The sequence below is a fragment of the Rhizobium sp. 0TCS1.26 genome, from assembly GCF_050455525.1.
Lineage (GTDB): Bacteria > Pseudomonadota > Alphaproteobacteria > Rhizobiales > Rhizobiaceae > Neorhizobium.
Genome location: NZ_JBCIYV010000003.1, coordinates 188,122 through 203,478 on the forward strand (window position 1 = coordinate 188,122; position 15,357 = coordinate 203,478).

Genomic DNA, 15,357 nt, shown 5'->3' on the forward strand with positions numbered 1-15,357 from the left:
GGGCGGCACCCGATCACCTCAAGGACAGACAAGTGGCCGGTTTTCTCATCAAGCGACTGCTCCAGGCGATCTTCGTCGTCATCGCCATCACGCTCATCGTGTCGTTCGCCATCCGCCTGACGGGCGACCCTGCGGTCACCATGTTCCAGGGCGGCGGCTCGATGACGGAGGACGATCTGGCGCGCATCCGGGCAGCGCTCGGCACCGACCAGCCGTTCATCGTCCAGTACTGGAACTTCCTCAAGGGACTGGTCGTCTTCGATTTCGGCCGCAGCTTTTCGGGCGGGACGCCGGTCTCGCTTCTGATCAAGAGCGCGCTTCCCGCAACCCTGGTCCTCGCCTTCATCTCGATGGTCGTCTCGATTGTCCTGTCGATCCCGCTCGGCATCAAGGCGGCGACATCGCGCGGCAAGGCTGCCGATCAGATCATCCGCATCTTTTCGCTCATCGGCCTGTCGTTTCCGAATTTCTGGCTCGCCACCATGCTGGTGCTGCTGCTCGCCATCACCCTCGGCTGGTTGCCGCCGAGCGGCATGTCGGGCATTGCAAGCTATGTCATGCCGGCAATCACCATGGGCGTCATTCTGACCGCCACCAATGTGCGGCTGGTGCGCACTGCGATGCTGGAAACCTTGCAGTCGCAATACATCATGGTGGCGCGCGCCAAGGGCCTCAGCGAGAGCAAGGTCCTCTACAAGCATGCGCTGCGCAACTGCGCCATCCCGCTGATCACCTATTTCGGCCTGCAGTTCGGTGGCCTGCTCGGCGGCATCGTTGTCGTCGAGAGGGTCTTCAACTGGCCGGGCATGGGGACGCTTGCCTTCGATGCCGTCGGTGCCCGGGATTTTCCGGTGCTCCAAGCCGTCATCACCGTGCTGTCGCTGATGATCGTCGGCATCAACCTCCTGGTCGATATCGCCTACGGGCTTGTCGACCCGCGCATCCGGACGGAGTAACCGACGATGGCCACCAAGACCTCTCGCCTGTCGCGCTTCGCGAGCCTCGAATTCGTCCTCGGCGCAACACTGACCGTCGTCATCTGCCTTGCAGTGCTGCTCTCCGACGTCCTGTTTCCGGGCGGCGCCGACAAGATCAATCTGATGGCGCGTTTGGTGAAGCCGTTCACCAACCCGGCTTTCCCGTTCGGCACCGATCCGCTCGGCCGCGACGTGCTGGCGCGCGTCGTCGCCGGCGGCAAGATCTCGCTGCTGGTCGGCTTCACCTCGGTTATCGGCGCCGTCGTCTTCGGCGTCGCGATGGGTCTGATCGCCGGCTACTACCGCGGCTTCTGGGACATGCTGGTCATGCGGTTTGCCGATCTGCAGCTCGCCATGCCGTTCATCCTGCTGGCGATCACCTTCATCGCCATCGTGGGCGGCAGCCTGACCAACACCATCATCCTGCTGATCGTCTCGCAGTGGGTGCAGTATGCGCGGCTGGTACGCGGCTCGGTGCTGACGCTGCGCGAACGGGAATTCATCCTCTCGGCGCGGGCGATCGGGGTAAAGGACTGGCGCATCATCCTCCAGCACCTGCTGCCGAACCTCATCGGACCGGTGATCGTGCTGATGACGCTGAACGTCGCCAACAACATTCTGCTCGAAAGCAGCCTGACCTTCCTCGGCCTCGGCGTCGATCCGACCATCCCGAGCTGGGGCGGCATGCTGGCCGACGGCCGGACCTACCTGCAGACGGCCTGGTGGGTCAGCGTCTTTCCGGGACTTGCCATCCTGTTGACGGTCCTCGGCCTGAACCTGCTCGGTGACTGGCTGCGCGACAGCCTCGATCCGACCGGCAGAACATCAAGGTAATCCAACATGAGCATGATCTTCGAACAGTCCTTCGCGCGCAGCCTCGATGCGCTCGTCGCGCAAGCCGTTCCCGGGCAGCCGTTCGAGGCCTGGACCTTCGACGACACACGCAGCCGGCGCGATGCGGAACGGCGCCTGAAGGAAAAGGGCGTCGAGGCGCGAATTCGCAGCGCCTACAAGCCGCTGCTCTTCGTGTTCCTCGAGGATATCGATCTTTCCGGTGTCGAGCGCATCGAGATCCGCTACCCGGTCCATGCAAACGCGCCGGCCAACCGTTTCCGTCTCGAAGCCTATCCGCTGGCAGCCATGGTCGGCGACGCGACGATCGACTTCGTGGCTCGCGAGGACGATGGCTTCTTCTACGAGGTGGTGCTGACCCGCGCCGGACAGACCGAGACGCTGCAGGTGATGGCGCCGAACCGTGTGCACGTCGATGCGGTCGGCGAAACGAATGTCTCGCCAACCGGCTGGATTCGCCACGCAGGTGAACCGACCGGTCAGCGTCTGGAAACCGATTACGAACAGCTGTTCGGTGCGGCGATCGATGCGGTCGCGGCGCATGACTGGGGTGCGGAAGAACCGTATTTCGAGGAACTCAACATTCGCGCGGCCTATCCGGCCGCAGATGAGCCGCTGCCGGTTGGCGACGAGGTGGTCAGTCTTCGCGAGGCGCTGCACGAGGATTTCTACTTCTCGCTGCTGGAGTTCTTCCAGAAGAAGTCTGGCCGTCCGCTCGGTGACAGGGGCCTGAAGCCTGGGCAGATCGTCCCGGAGATCGTCAGCAGTCAGGGCGAGATCTCGATCCGCATTGAAACCCGCGCGCTGACCACCGGCTTCCTCGATGGTCGCGACCAGGCGATCGACACTGCCAGCGAACCACTGGCGGCGGGCCAGGTGGCGCAACTCCTGACTGACATCGGTGGTAAGGAATTCCAGGCGCGCTCGCGCTCCGGCCGTCAGCTTTCAGCGCGCTATGTTGCCGGCAGCGATGCGGCGGTCATGATCAGCGGCGGCCAGCATCCGAACGAGACGACGGGAATCGTCGGAGCACTTCGCGCGGCGCGGACGCTGTCGAAGCGCGAAGGTGCGCATTTCACCATCTCGCCGCTCGAGAACCCGGACGGCTACGCGATCCATCAGCGGCTTCGCGCCGACAATCCACGCCACATGCACCACGCTGCCCGCTACACGGCGCTGGGTGACGATCTCGAATACCGGACAGCCGAGAATTCCGGCCGCCATCTGAACGAGAAGGAAATCCGCTTCAAGGCGCAGGATCTGAGTGGCGCGCAACTGCACGTCAACCTGCACGGCTATCCGTCGCACGAATGGACTCGGCCGCTGTCGGGCTACGTGCCGCGCAATTTCGCGATGTGGACCCTGCCAAAGGGTTTCTTCCTGATCGTCCGGCATCATCAGGGCTGGACGGAGCAGGCGGAAAGCCTGCTCGACAAGGTGACACGTCACCTGAGCGCCATCCCGGCCCTCCTGGACTACAACAACCGGCAGATCGCGCTCTACGAGATCCATGCCGGCGAGACGGGGTTCCGCATCATCAACGGCTTCCCCTGCCTGTCCTCCGTCGACGACCGGCACACCGTGCCGATGACCCTGATAACCGAATATCCCGATGAGACGATCTACGGGGACGACTTCGTCACCGGTCACACGGCGCAGATGGAAACCGTTCTCTCTGCCTATGCGGCCTGGCAGGAACTGGTCGGCGACACGGTCGCCTGAACTCTTCCTGCTGCTGTAGCGGCCCCGATTGCACTTGAGCCGCTTCTGCCGATAGCCTAGGAGCGTTGGCAGGAGCGGGCGGTTATCGAAGTGGCGGGGACGATGAATATCAAGCAGCTGGAAGTGTTGCGCACGCTTCTCTCGACCGGTTCGACGATTGCCACCGCCAAGGCCATGGGGCTCAGCCAGTCGGGGGTAAGCCGGCTGCTTGCCCAGTTGGAGACCGATCTCGCGTTGACGCTGTTTGCCCGCGAAAAGGGTCGGCTCATCCCCACGCCCGAGGCAGCACTTCTCGCCAGCGATGCGGAAAACGTGCTGCTCGCCGTCGACCGGATGTCGGGCCACGCAGAGGATCTACGCAACGGGGCCGCCGGCCCCGAGATCGTCCGGATCGGTCTGCCGAGCAGCATGTGGGAGAACTTTGCGCCGGGCATGCTGGTGGAATACGTTCGGGACTTCCCCGGCGTCAGGATCGAGACCTTCTTCGAGACGACCACGGCGATCAACAGGCTTGTGGAAGAGCGGGTGATCGACATCGGCTTCCTGCGCATGGAGGGTGAAACCGGCCCCGGCATCGCGGTCGAGAAGGTGGCAAGTGGTGTCAGCGTCTGCGTCGTGCCACAGGATCACCCACTTGCCGAGCTGGAGGAAATCTCGGCGAAGAACCTGCGCAACGTGCCGCTGATCCTCATTGGCCGCCAGCGCCCCAACCGCATGTCCCTCGACCAGACCTTCAAGCGAGCCGGCGTCAAGCAGATGGTCAAGATCGAGACTCATACCAACAGCTCGGCCTGTTCCTACGTCGCTCACGGGCTGGGGGTGACGATTATCAGCAGCTTCTATGCCAACCTCTACCGTCACCTGCCGGTTGTCCAGCGGCCGTTCGCGCCCAGCGCGACGCAGGAGTTCGGGCTGGCGCGCGCCGCCGGCGTGCCGCTGTCGATTGCTGCGCAGGCCTTGAGCAACGCGCTGAAGCGCCAGATCCAACTGTCCCAGAAGGCTTTGTAATTCAACGCTCTACCTTTGCTGCGCAGCGCCAAGAACGAGTTCGTTCTGCTCCCAAAGCTGCATAAACCTATGAAGTTCATCATAGTGTTGCGCGATTATGATCGTCTTGTCATAGTCAAAGACAATGAAACCGATGGTGGCCGGAGGGAAAGCCGGACGCCAATCGTGGGGAAACAATGCTGAGATTCATCCTGAGCCGTCTCCTGATGGCGCTTCCAACGATCGTGCTCGTCTCCGTGACGGTCTTCGCACTGATCCGCTTCATTCCGGGCGATCCCGCAGCGCTGATGCTCGGCGACATGGCTCAGCCCGACCAGATCGCCGCCATGCGCACCGAGCTTGGCCTCGACAAGTCGATGCCGCAGCAGTTCATTATCTGGGCCGGCAGCGTGCTGCAGGGCGATTTCGGCCATTCCATCGTCAACGGCGATGCGGTCCTGCCGCTGGTCGTGTCGCGCTTCATGATCAGCGCCGAGATCGTCGTCGTCGCCGTCATCCTGGCGAGCCTGATTGCGGTGCCGGCGGGGGTGATCGCGGCCTGGCGGCAGAACAGCCTGACTGACCTGGCGCTGGTCGGAACCGCGACCGTGCTGCTGTCGATCCCGACCTTCTGGCTCGGTCTCCTGCTTCTTCTGTTTTTCGGCCTCGAACTCGGCTGGTTGCCGGTGCTCGGCTACGTCTCGATCGGTACCAACGTCGTCGGCGGTCTGCTGTACCTGGTGCTGCCGGTCATGACGCTTGTCATCCATGAGATGGGCGTGCTGATCCGCATGGCGCGCGCCTCGACGCTCGAAGTGCTACGCCTCGACTATATCACCCACGCCCGTGCCAAGGGTCTGTCGGAAAGTGCGGTTCTCTGGCGGCACGCGTTCAAGAACGCCTTCGGCCCGACCTGGACGATGATCGGCCTGATCCTCGGCAACCTGCTCGGCGGCATCGCCGTCATCGAGACGGTGTTCACCATTCCCGGCCTCGGTCGGCTGATGGTCGACAGCATCTTTGCCCGCGACTATCCGGTCATCCAGGGCTGCCTGCTGTTCGTGTCGCTCTCCTATGTGCTGGTCAACCTCGTCGTCGACCTGCTCTATCCTCTCTTCGATCCGCGGGTGGTCGCCGAATGAAAAAGCTCACCCTCAACGGCCTCATCGGCGGTGTCCTCATTGCCGTCCTCCTCATCACAGCAGGCATCGGCCTCTTCTGGACGCCGTTCGATCCCATGAAGCTGTCGTTCACCGCCAGGCTTGCGGCTCCAGGCGCGGATCATCTGCTCGGTACCGACGAGTTCGGCCGCGACGTGCTGAGCCGCCTGATGCTCGGCGCGCGCGCCAGCGTCTGGATCGGCTTCCTGACGGTCAGCTTCGCGACCATCTGCGGCACGCTGATCGGACTGGTCAGCGGCTATGCGCGCGGCTGGGTGGATGGCGTCATCATGGCGGTCAACAACGCGCTCCTGGCGTTCCCCGGCATTCTGCTGGCACTCGGCCTGCTCGCCGTCTTCGGCGCCAACCAGTACGGCATCATCTTTGCGCTCGGCATCGCCTACACGCCATCGATGGCGCGTGTCGTGCGCGGCGCCGTGCTGTCGCTGCGCGAACGCGAGTTCATCGAAGCCTCGCGGGTCATGGGCAACAGCGAGCTCTACACGATGTTCCGCCATGTGCTGCCGAACTGCCTGGCACCGATCACCGTGCTCGCCACCTCGATGTTCGGCTGGGCGATCCTGTCGGAAAGCGCCTTGTCCTTCCTCGGCCTCGGCGTGCCGCCACCGGCACCCACCTGGGGCAACATGCTGGCCGCCGGCCGGCCGTTCATCCAGCAGGCCGTCTGGCTTGGCCTGTTCCCCGGCCTCTGCATCGCGCTGACGCTGCTCGGCATCAATCTTTTGGGCGACGCGCTCCGCGACAAGCTCGATCCCCGCATGCGAGGTTTGAAATGACGACGGACACATTGCTCAGCGTCCGCGGCCTCACGCTCGAGGTTGCCCGGACCGGCCACACGGTGGTCAACGACATCTCCTTTGACATCGCAGCCGGCGAGATCTTCGGCATCGTCGGGGAAAGTGGCTCCGGCAAGACACTGGCGACGCGGGCGATCATCTCGCTGCTGCCGCCGGCAATCCGGGTGACCGGAGGAGAAGTCGCCTACAAGGGGCGCAACGTCCTCAAGATGAACGACAACGAACTGCGTCGCCTTCGCGGCGCAGAAGTCGGCGTCGTTTTTCAGGAGCCGATGACCTCGCTCAACCCGTCGATGACGATCGGCCGGCAGCTGGAGGAGGGCCTCGTCCTCCACACCAAGCTCACGCCCGACGAGCGCCGCGAGCGAATCCTCGACATGTTGCGTCGCGTCGGCATCCGCGATCCGGAAGGCGCGCTGTCGGCCTATCCGCATGAATTTTCGGGCGGCATGCGCCAGCGCATCATGCTGGCCTCCGTCATGCTCCTGAAGCCGGCGCTGCTGATCGCCGACGAGCCGACGACGGCACTCGATGCCGTCATCCAGCGCGACGTCATGGAACTGATGGTCGAGCTGACGCGGGCCGAAGGCACCGCAGTCCTGCTGATCAGTCACGATTTGCCGATGGTGGCCCGCTACACCAGCCGCATCGTCGTCATGGAAAAAGGCGTCATCGTCGAGCACGGTCGCACCGAAGACCTGCTGGAGGCACCGCAGCATCCCTATACGAAAAAGCTGCTCTCCTCGCTGCCCTATCGTGGCGAACCGCGCCCCGTCGATACGACGAAAGCCCCGATGGTGTCTGCCCGCAACATCGTCGTCGATTATCCCGGACGCAAGTCGCTCTTGAAGAAGGCGGACGCCAAGCGGGCGCTGCACGGCGTCAGCATTGATATCCACGAAGGCGAAGTGGTGGCGCTGGTCGGCGGCTCCGGCTCCGGCAAGACGACGCTCGGTCGGACGATCGCAGGGCTGGTGAAGGAGACAGGTGGCGAAATCCTCTTCCAGGGCCGGGCGCGCGACGCCGATTGGCAGGACTACCGCCTGAACTGCCAGATGGTATTCCAGGATCCCTATTCGTCGCTCGATCCCCGGATGACCATCCTCTCGCTTGTCGAGGAGGCGCTGCGCCTGGTGCCGGATCTCGATGGCGCCGCCAAGCGCAAGCGGGCGCTGGAAACGCTGGAGGAGGTCGGCCTCGGTGTCGACTATGCCAGCCGCTATCCGCACGAACTGTCCGGTGGCCAGCGTCAGCGCGTGGCGATTGCCCGCGCCATTGCCCGCCGCCCGCGCTTCCTGATCGCCGACGAGCCGGTTTCGGCATTGGACGTGACGGTGAGGGCGCAGGTGCTCGACCTCTTCTCCGATCTGCAGAAGCGCTACGGCTTCTCCTGCCTGTTCATCAGCCATGACCTCGGCGTCGTCGAACAGGTCGCCGATCGCGTCGTGGTCATGCAGGACGGGCGGATCATCGAAGAGGGGGACCGGGACACGATCTTCGACAATCCCGCCCACGCCTATACGCGCCGGCTTCTGTCGGCGATCCCGGCTCTCGACCACAACGCGACCGGTGGCGTCACGCTCAAGTGGCGCCTCGAAGCCGATGCATAACAGGACGACGACAATGACGACTTCCGACACGCTGAACGCGATCTGCGATGCGCAGCCCTTCGTGACCCGCTTCATGGTTCGCAACCTGGTGACCGGCCAAGAGATCGAACGCGGCGCGCATGAGGAGACGCCTTCGGGCAGCACCCGCAAGACGTCGATCATGATGGCGCTCCTGAAGGCGGCAACCGAAGGACGCGTGGATCTCGACGAACCGATCACCTATGAGAAGCGGCTTGCCGAGGAAGTGGCGAGCGGCATGCTGCGCTACCTGACGCCGGGCCTCGTCATCTCACTGCGCGATGCCGTTTCCGGAATGATGGTGCTGAGCGACAACGTCTGCACCAAGATGGTGCTGGAGCGGCTGACGCTTGCCGAAGTCGACGGCTACTGCAAAGACCTGGGCATGGTGAACACGCATCACCGCTTCCTTATTCCGCCGTTGGCACTCCCCGCCGACCATGCACTGACGACGGTGACGACCACCTCGGCCGCCGATCAGGTGCTGCTGCTGCAGACGATCCTCGATGCCCAGACCTCGGTCGAGGCGCAGCAGAAGCTTGGATGCCGGGAAGACCTTTGCCATTGGGCGATGCAGACGCTGAAGAACCAGGTCCTGCGCTACGGGATCCGCTCCCGCCTGCCGTTCGAGACGCTCGTCGCCAGCAAGAGCGGTCGCGGCAAGCGCGGGCGGATGGACGCCGGCATCGTCTACCGCAACAAGGCGCCGCTGTTCATCATCACCGCCTACACCGATCAGGTGCCGCAGGCGATGCCCGACGGCACGCCGGGCTACACGGTGGCGCTCGAAACCATGGGCCGACTGGCGCAGGCCTGCTGGCAAGATTTCCAGGCATAGAAATCCACACACAATAAACGACAGCAAAGAGGGTAGAACAATGAAAAAGCTTCTTCTGGCAGGCGCGGCCTTACTCGCCTTCACCAACGTCGCGGGTGCCCGCGACATCACCATCGCCCAGAGCTCCGATCTGCGCAGCGCCAATCCCGGCGTCAACCGTGACGGCAATACCGACGGCGTGATCCTGCACATGGTCGAAGGCCTCGTCGGCTACAACAACAGCGGCGAAGTGAAGCCACTGCTTGCCAAGAGCTTCGAGGCGTCGGCGGATGGCCTGACCTATACGTTCAAGCTGCGCACTGACGTGAAATTCCACAACGGCAAACCGCTGACGGCTGAAGACGTCGTGTGGAACTGGACGCGCTACCTGAAGCCGGAAACCAAGTGGACCTGCCTTTCCGACTTCGCTGCCGGCGGCGCCGCGCATGTCACTGGCGTCAAGGCGACCGATGCATCGACGGTCGAGATCACTCTCGAGAAGCCGTCGGCCGTCTTCCTCGGCCTGATGTCGCGTCCGGAATGCGGCTATACCGGCATTATCTCGCCGGAATCCGTCGGCGCCGATGGTGCCTTCGTCAAGCCGATCGGCACCGGCCCGTTCCAGTGGGACGAATGGAAGAAGGGCGAGTACATCCACCTCGCGAAGTTCGCCGACTACGTCTCCCCGGCGAATGACGGCAAGCCGGACGGCATGGTCGGCTCGAAACGGCCGCTTGCCGACGGCGTCAAGTTCATGATCATCCCGGATGCATCGACGGTGAAGGCGGGACTGGAATCGGGCGTCCTCGACACGGCGGAAATCTCGCCGGATCTCATCCCCGAGTTCAAGTCGAGCGACAAGATGCAGCTCATCGTGTCGCGCAACAACGGCAAGAACCTGTTCTATATCCAGACCCGCGACAAGGTGCTCGGCAATCCGGGCGTGCGGCGTGCCATGGCCATGGCGCTGGATCTGGAGCAGCTCGTTGCGGCCGCCTCGAATGGGACGGGCGAAGCCAACGGTTCTATGGTCTCGCAGGACTCTGTCTATTTCAGCGAGACGCAGAAGAAGCGTCCGGCCTACGACATCGAAGCGGCCAAGAAGGAACTGGCGGCGGCCGGCTACAAGGGCGAGCCGATCTCGATCATCGCCAACAAGCGCGGCAACGTGCCGAGCTTCCCGGCCGCAGTGATGGCGCAGGCGATGATGCAGCAGGCCGGTCTCAACGTGCAGATCGAAGTGCTCGATTACGCGACGCAGGTCGATCGTCGCCGCTCCGGCAACTACCAGGTGATCTCGCAGTCGGTCGCGCCGCGTCTCGACCCGGCCCTGATGTACAGCTTCTACGTCGGCGACAAGGACAAGAACGCCTCGCTGATGTGGGATGATCCGAAGGCGGTCGAGCTGATGAAATCGGCATATGTCGAGGCAGACCAGGCCAAGCGCCAGAAGATCTTCGATGAGTTCCACGAGCTGATGCAGAAGGAAATGCCCGGCATTTTCCTCTACGACATGGTTGATGTCTGGGGTGCCAGCAAGAAGCTCAAGGGCATGCCGGTATGGCAGTCCAATGCGCGGCTCTGGGAAGTTTCGGTCGACGAATAGCGTCCGAGGCTGCGCCGGGCCGGCTGTCCGGCGCAGCACCTGTCTCTCACCTGATCTGAACGGACCGGCGGCCAGCCGCCGGCGATCTTCTGCGTCCTGTCGTTGGGCGCGCACGGAATGCGAGGACTACCTATGAACCATGATGCCGTAAGCGCGGTCGCCGCCACCATCGACCAGATGAAGCCGGACTTTACCAGGCTCAGCGACCGGATCTGGGACTTCGCCGAACTGAAGTTCGAGGAGCGGCAGTCTTCGGATCTTCTGGCGACGGCTCTGGAGGAAAACGGCTTTTCCGTAGAGCGCGGCGTTGCCGGCATGAAGACGGCATTTATCGGCGAGTCCGGTAGCGGCAAGCCGGTGATCGCCTTCCTCGGCGAGTTCGATGCACTGGCGGGCATGAGCCAGGCTTCCGACGTCGCCCGGCCGCAAGCGGTCAGCCCCGGTGCGACCGGCCATGGCTGTGGCCATAATCTCCTGGGCGTCGGCTCGCTGATGGCAGCGATCGCCGTTGCCCGTCATCTCAAGGAAAACGGGCTGCCCGGCACTGTGCGCTATTATGGCTGCCCCGGCGAGGAAGGCGGCTCCGGCAAGACGTTCATGGTGCGCGCCGGCCTGTTCGCCGATGTCGACACGGCACTGACATGGCATCCGGCGCCGTTCAACGGCGTGCGCTCCACCAATAATCTCGCGGTTCTCGAGTACTTCTACCGGTTCAAGGGCATGGCTGCACATGCCTCGAACGCCGCTCACCTCGGACGCTCGGCACTCGACGCGGTCGAACTGATGAATGTCGGCGTCAACTTCCTGCGCGAACACATGCCGCAGGACTGCCGGGTGCATTACGCCATTACAGACGCCGGCGGCCGCGCCGCCAATGTGGTCCAGGCAAACGCCGAAGTGCTTTACCTGATCCGCGCCCCGGAAATGCCGCAGGCGCTGGAACTGGCGGCACGGGTGGAGAAGGTGGCGCGCGGTGCGGCGATGATGACCGAGACCGATGTCGAGATCGTCTTCGACACGGCCTCCACCAACCTGTTGCCGAACATCACGCTCGAGACGGCGATGCACGAGAACATGGTGGCACTCGGCCCGATCGCCTTCGACGAGGCGGATCTCGCCTTCGCCAAGTCGATCCAGGACACCTTCACCGACGAAGCGATCAAGAGCAGCATCCGGCTCTACCAGATCAAGAAGGACGTCTTCTCCAACAGCAAGGTGGATGGCTCGACGCCGCTGCATCTCGGACTGCGGGATTTCGAGGGACAGTCGCACTTTCGCGCCGGCTCGACGGATGTTGGCGATGTCAGCTGGGTGACGCCGACCGCGCAGTGCTGGACACCGACCTGGGCGATCGGCACCAATCCGCATACCTGGCAGGTGGTGGCGCAGGGCAAGAGCCCGGCCGCCCACAAGGCCATGGCGCATGCAGCGAAGACACTCGCGGCAACCGGTCTCTCGCTGCTGACGTCGCCCGATCTGCTGGCTGCCGCGAAGGCGGAGTGGGCGGAAAAGACCGACGGCAAGCCGTATGTCTGCCCGATCCCGGCAGACGTGATGCCGGACCAGTTCCGCCACGCGGATTGATGTGGAGGCTCCGCGGCGGGGGCCAACCTCGCGCGGAGCCGAAGGAAAATCCGTTGCGGGAGATGGTGTCTTAGTTGCGCGAGGTCGCAGGGCCCGGTTCGCGCACGACACCATTGCCGGGAGACCCTGCCGGTGCCGGATCAGTCTTGCCGCCCGAGCCAAAAAGGCTCCATCCGACGATCGAAACGAGGCAGACCACAGCGGCAGCCAGAGCCCAGGCAGATCGTGCGTAGCCGGACCGGTCAGAGGCGCGACTTTGGCCGTCATACTCGGTCGCAGTGTCGGTCGCGCCCTGGGTATCTTTGTCCGGTTCCGTCATGATGCACCTCCGCTGCTTGAACCCCTTGGATGACCGTTAGGTTCCGCTTCCAAAGGCAGGCTTGGCCATGCCCTCTCGTCCGAGCACGACGATAAGGAACTTAATGACCCCGATGATCTTCTAGCACTGGAACGGGGCCGACAGGGCCTCCACCCGGTGACAGGAGCCGAGGATCATCATGGCTGGCGAGAAGCTTTCGACCTATCGCAAGAAGCGGGATTTCGAGAAGACGCAGGAACCGAGCGGCGAGGCCAAGGTCAAGGCTTCCAACCGTCGCCGCTTCGTCATCCAGAAGCACGATGCCACCCGGCTCCATTACGATCTGCGGCTCGAACTGGATGGCGTCTTCAAATCCTGGGCGGTGACCAAGGGACCGTCGCTCGATCCCCACGACAAGCGGCTGGCCGTCGAGGTTGAGGATCACCCACTCGATTACGGCGACTTCGAAGGCACGATCCCGAAGGGTCAGTATGGCGGCGGGACCGTCATGCTCTGGGACCGCGGCTACTGGGAGCCGGAGGGCAAAAGGAGCCCGGAGGAGGCGTTGGCCAAGGGCGACTTCAAGTTCATCCTCGAGGGTGACCGCCTGCAGGGCGGTTTCGTGCTGGTGCGGATGCGCAACGATCGCGACGGCGGAAAGCGGACCAACTGGCTGCTGATCAAGCACCACGACGAGACATCGGTCGATGAGAATGGTGCGGCGATCCTCGAGGACAATATGACCTCGGTCGCTTCGGGTCGGACGATGGAGATGATCGCCGCCGGCAAGGGGCGAAAGCCGAAACCGTTTATGATCGAAAACGGCGCGGTGGATGCCGATGCCGTGTGGGACAGCAATCATGGCCTTGCGGCCGAAGAGCGAGAGGCAGCCGAGCGCGAAGCGCCGGCAGAAGCAAAAGCCAAAACCTCAAAGACAGGCAAGCGTAGGGCAGCTCCGACGAAGACGGCTGAGATCCCGGACTTCATCCCTCCGCAGCTGTGCAAGACGCTGGAGCGCCCGCCGGCCAGCGAGAACTGGTTGCACGAGATCAAGTTCGATGGCTACCGGATCCAGATGCGGGTGATCGGCGGTGAGGCAACGCTGAAGACGCGAAAGGGCCTCGACTGGACCGCCAAATATCCGGAGATCGCAAAGGCCGCCGCGACGCTGCCGGAATGCATCGTCGATGGCGAGATCTGCGCGCTCGACGACCACGGAGCTCCGGATTTTGCAGCGCTTCAGGCGGCCCTGTCCGAGCGAACGACGGAAAACCTCGTGTTCTTCGCGTTCGACCTGCTCTACGACGGCGCCGAAGATCTTCGTGCACTGCCGCTTGTTGAGCGCAAGGAGCGCCTGCAGCGTCTGTTGGGCGACGCTACCGACGATCCGCGCATGCGCTATGTCGAACACTTCGAGACAGGCGGGGATGCCGTGCTGAAATCGGCATGCCGGCTGTCGCTGGAGGGGATCGTCTCGAAGCAGGCTGACGCTCCCTACCAGTCGGGTCGGTCGGAAAGCTGGGCTAAATCGAAGTGCCGGGCAGGCCACGAAGTCGTCATCGGCGCCTATGCCACGACAAACGGAAAGTTCCGTTCGCTGCTGGTCGGCGTGCATCGCGGCGAGCACTTCGTCTATGTGGGGCGGGTCGGCACCGGCTACGGCGCAAAGACGGTGGCGACGCTGTTGCCGAAGCTGAAGGCGATGGAGGCGACCAAGTCGCCGTTCACCGGGATCGGTGCGCCGAAGAAGAGCGCAGATGTGGTCTGGCTGAAGCCGGAACTGGTTGCCGAGATCGAATTCGCCGGCTGGACCGGAGACGGCCAGGTGCGCCAGGCGGCGTTCAAGGGGCTGCGGGAAGACAAGCCGGCCGATGAGGTGGAGGCCGACAGACCGGCGCCGCCCGCAAGCGCGGACGTTGCCGATCCGGAAACCGGCGAGGCCCCAAGCCCGAAGCCGAAGCCGGAGGCTCGCCCCGCGCGGCGCAAGGGCGCCAAGGCCGAGGTCATGGGCGTGATGATCTCCAACCCCGACAAGCCGCTGTGGCCGGACGCCGGCGACGGGGAGCCCGTTACCAAGGAGGACCTGGCACGCTATCACCAAGCGGTGGGGTCGTGGCTGATCGATCACATCAAAGGTCGTCCCTGTTCGATCATCCGGGCGCCGGATGGCATCGGCGGCGAGCAGTTCTTCCAGCGCCACGCGATGCAGGGCACATCGAACCTCCTCGAACTGGTGACGGTGTTCGGCGACAAGAAGCCGTATCTGCAGGTCGATCGCATAGAGGGCCTGGCGGCGATCGCGCAAATCGGCGGCATCGAGCTCCACCCCTGGAACTGCCAGCCGGGTGCGCCGGAAGTTCCAGGCCGGCTGGTGTTCGATCTAGATCCCGGTCCGGACGTGCCATTTTCCGCGGTTGTCGAGGCAGCCCGGGAAATGCGCGATCGGCTTGATGATCTCGGGCTCATCAGCTTCTGCAAGACCACTGGCGGCAAGGGGCTGCACGTGGTGACGCCGCTTTCGGCCACCAAGGGCAAGCCGCTGGCCTGGCCCGAGGCGAAAGCGTTTGCACACGACGTCTGCCAGCAGATGGCTCAGGACGATCCGGACCGCTACTTGATCAAGATGACCAAAAGCCTGCGCAACGGCCGGATCTTCCTCGACTATCTGCGCAACGACCGCATGGCGACCGCCGTTGCGCCGCTGTCGCCGCGCGCACGCGACGGGGCGACCGTGTCGATGCCGCTGACGTGGAGCCAGGTGAAGTCCGACCTCGATCCGAAGCGGTTCACAGTGCGGACCGTGCCGCAGCTGCTCGCCAAGTCGATTGCGTGGCAGGATTACGCTGAGGGCTATCGTCCGCTGGATCAGGCGATCAAGAGACTGGCCAAGACAGCAAGGGCGGCCTGA

At 63.7% G+C, this 15,357-nt stretch carries 12 protein-coding genes; 11 read left to right on the plus strand and 1 reads right to left on the minus strand.

Annotated elements, in window-relative coordinates:
• The first annotated feature begins 32 nt into the window (after positions 1-32).
• From AAIH46_RS15025 to AAIH46_RS15070, 10 genes are all read left to right on the plus strand, one after another.
• Positions 33-956 (plus strand): ABC transporter permease, encoded by a 924-nt coding sequence (locus tag AAIH46_RS15025; RefSeq protein ID WP_430306771.1) that lies wholly within the window; start codon positions 33-35, stop codon positions 954-956.
• A 6-nt stretch (positions 957-962) separates the two neighbouring features.
• On the plus strand, positions 963-1,811 hold the full coding sequence (locus AAIH46_RS15030) for an ABC transporter permease (protein WP_430306772.1): 849 nt from the start codon (positions 963-965) through the stop codon (positions 1,809-1,811).
• A gap of 6 nt (positions 1,812-1,817) precedes the next feature.
• Positions 1,818-3,551 (plus strand): M14 family metallopeptidase, encoded by a 1,734-nt coding sequence (locus AAIH46_RS15035; protein ID WP_430306773.1) that lies wholly within the window; start codon positions 1,818-1,820, stop codon positions 3,549-3,551.
• A gap of 102 nt (positions 3,552-3,653) precedes the next feature.
• Positions 3,654-4,559 (plus strand): LysR family transcriptional regulator, encoded by a 906-nt coding sequence (locus AAIH46_RS15040; RefSeq protein WP_430306774.1) that lies wholly within the window; start codon positions 3,654-3,656, stop codon positions 4,557-4,559.
• Between the two features lie 176 nt (positions 4,560-4,735).
• Positions 4,736-5,680 carry an ABC transporter permease gene (locus AAIH46_RS15045; RefSeq protein WP_430306775.1) on the plus strand — a complete coding sequence of 315 codons (945 nt, stop codon included), beginning with the start codon at positions 4,736-4,738 and terminating at the stop codon, positions 5,678-5,680.
• Entirely contained in the window at positions 5,677-6,495 is an 819-nt protein-coding gene (locus tag AAIH46_RS15050) for an ABC transporter permease (RefSeq protein ID WP_430306776.1), read from the plus strand. The genes AAIH46_RS15045 and AAIH46_RS15050 overlap by 4 nt, the downstream gene beginning before the upstream one ends.
• The gene (locus AAIH46_RS15055) at positions 6,492-8,126 is read left to right on the plus strand and encodes an ABC transporter ATP-binding protein (protein WP_430306777.1); all 1,635 of its coding nucleotides are present in this window, start codon (positions 6,492-6,494) and stop codon (positions 8,124-8,126) included. Before AAIH46_RS15050 ends, AAIH46_RS15055 begins: the two co-directional genes overlap by 4 nt.
• Before the next feature lie 13 nt (positions 8,127-8,139).
• Positions 8,140-8,982, plus strand: a complete 843-nt coding sequence (locus AAIH46_RS15060; RefSeq protein ID WP_430306778.1) for a serine hydrolase — start codon at positions 8,140-8,142, stop codon at positions 8,980-8,982.
• 40 nt (positions 8,983-9,022) lie between these two features.
• Positions 9,023-10,567: an ABC transporter substrate-binding protein gene (locus AAIH46_RS15065; protein WP_430306779.1), complete on the plus strand. Its 1,545-nt coding sequence runs from the start codon at positions 9,023-9,025 to the stop codon at positions 10,565-10,567.
• 132 nt (positions 10,568-10,699) lie between these two features.
• Complete coding sequence (locus tag AAIH46_RS15070) at positions 10,700-12,151, plus strand: M20 family metallopeptidase (RefSeq protein WP_430306780.1); 1,452 nt, start codon at positions 10,700-10,702, stop codon at positions 12,149-12,151.
• A 70-nt stretch (positions 12,152-12,221) separates the two neighbouring features.
• On the opposite strand, the gene AAIH46_RS15075 is transcribed toward AAIH46_RS15070, so the two are convergent.
• Positions 12,222-12,470 carry a hypothetical protein gene (locus AAIH46_RS15075; protein WP_430306781.1) on the minus strand — a complete coding sequence of 83 codons (249 nt, stop codon included), beginning with the start codon at positions 12,468-12,470 and terminating at the stop codon, positions 12,222-12,224.
• A gap of 178 nt (positions 12,471-12,648) precedes the next feature.
• Between AAIH46_RS15075 and ligD the strand changes: the two genes are divergently transcribed.
• The gene (ligD, locus tag AAIH46_RS15080; protein WP_430306782.1) at positions 12,649-15,357 is read left to right on the plus strand and encodes a DNA ligase D; all 2,709 of its coding nucleotides are present in this window, start codon (positions 12,649-12,651) and stop codon (positions 15,355-15,357) included.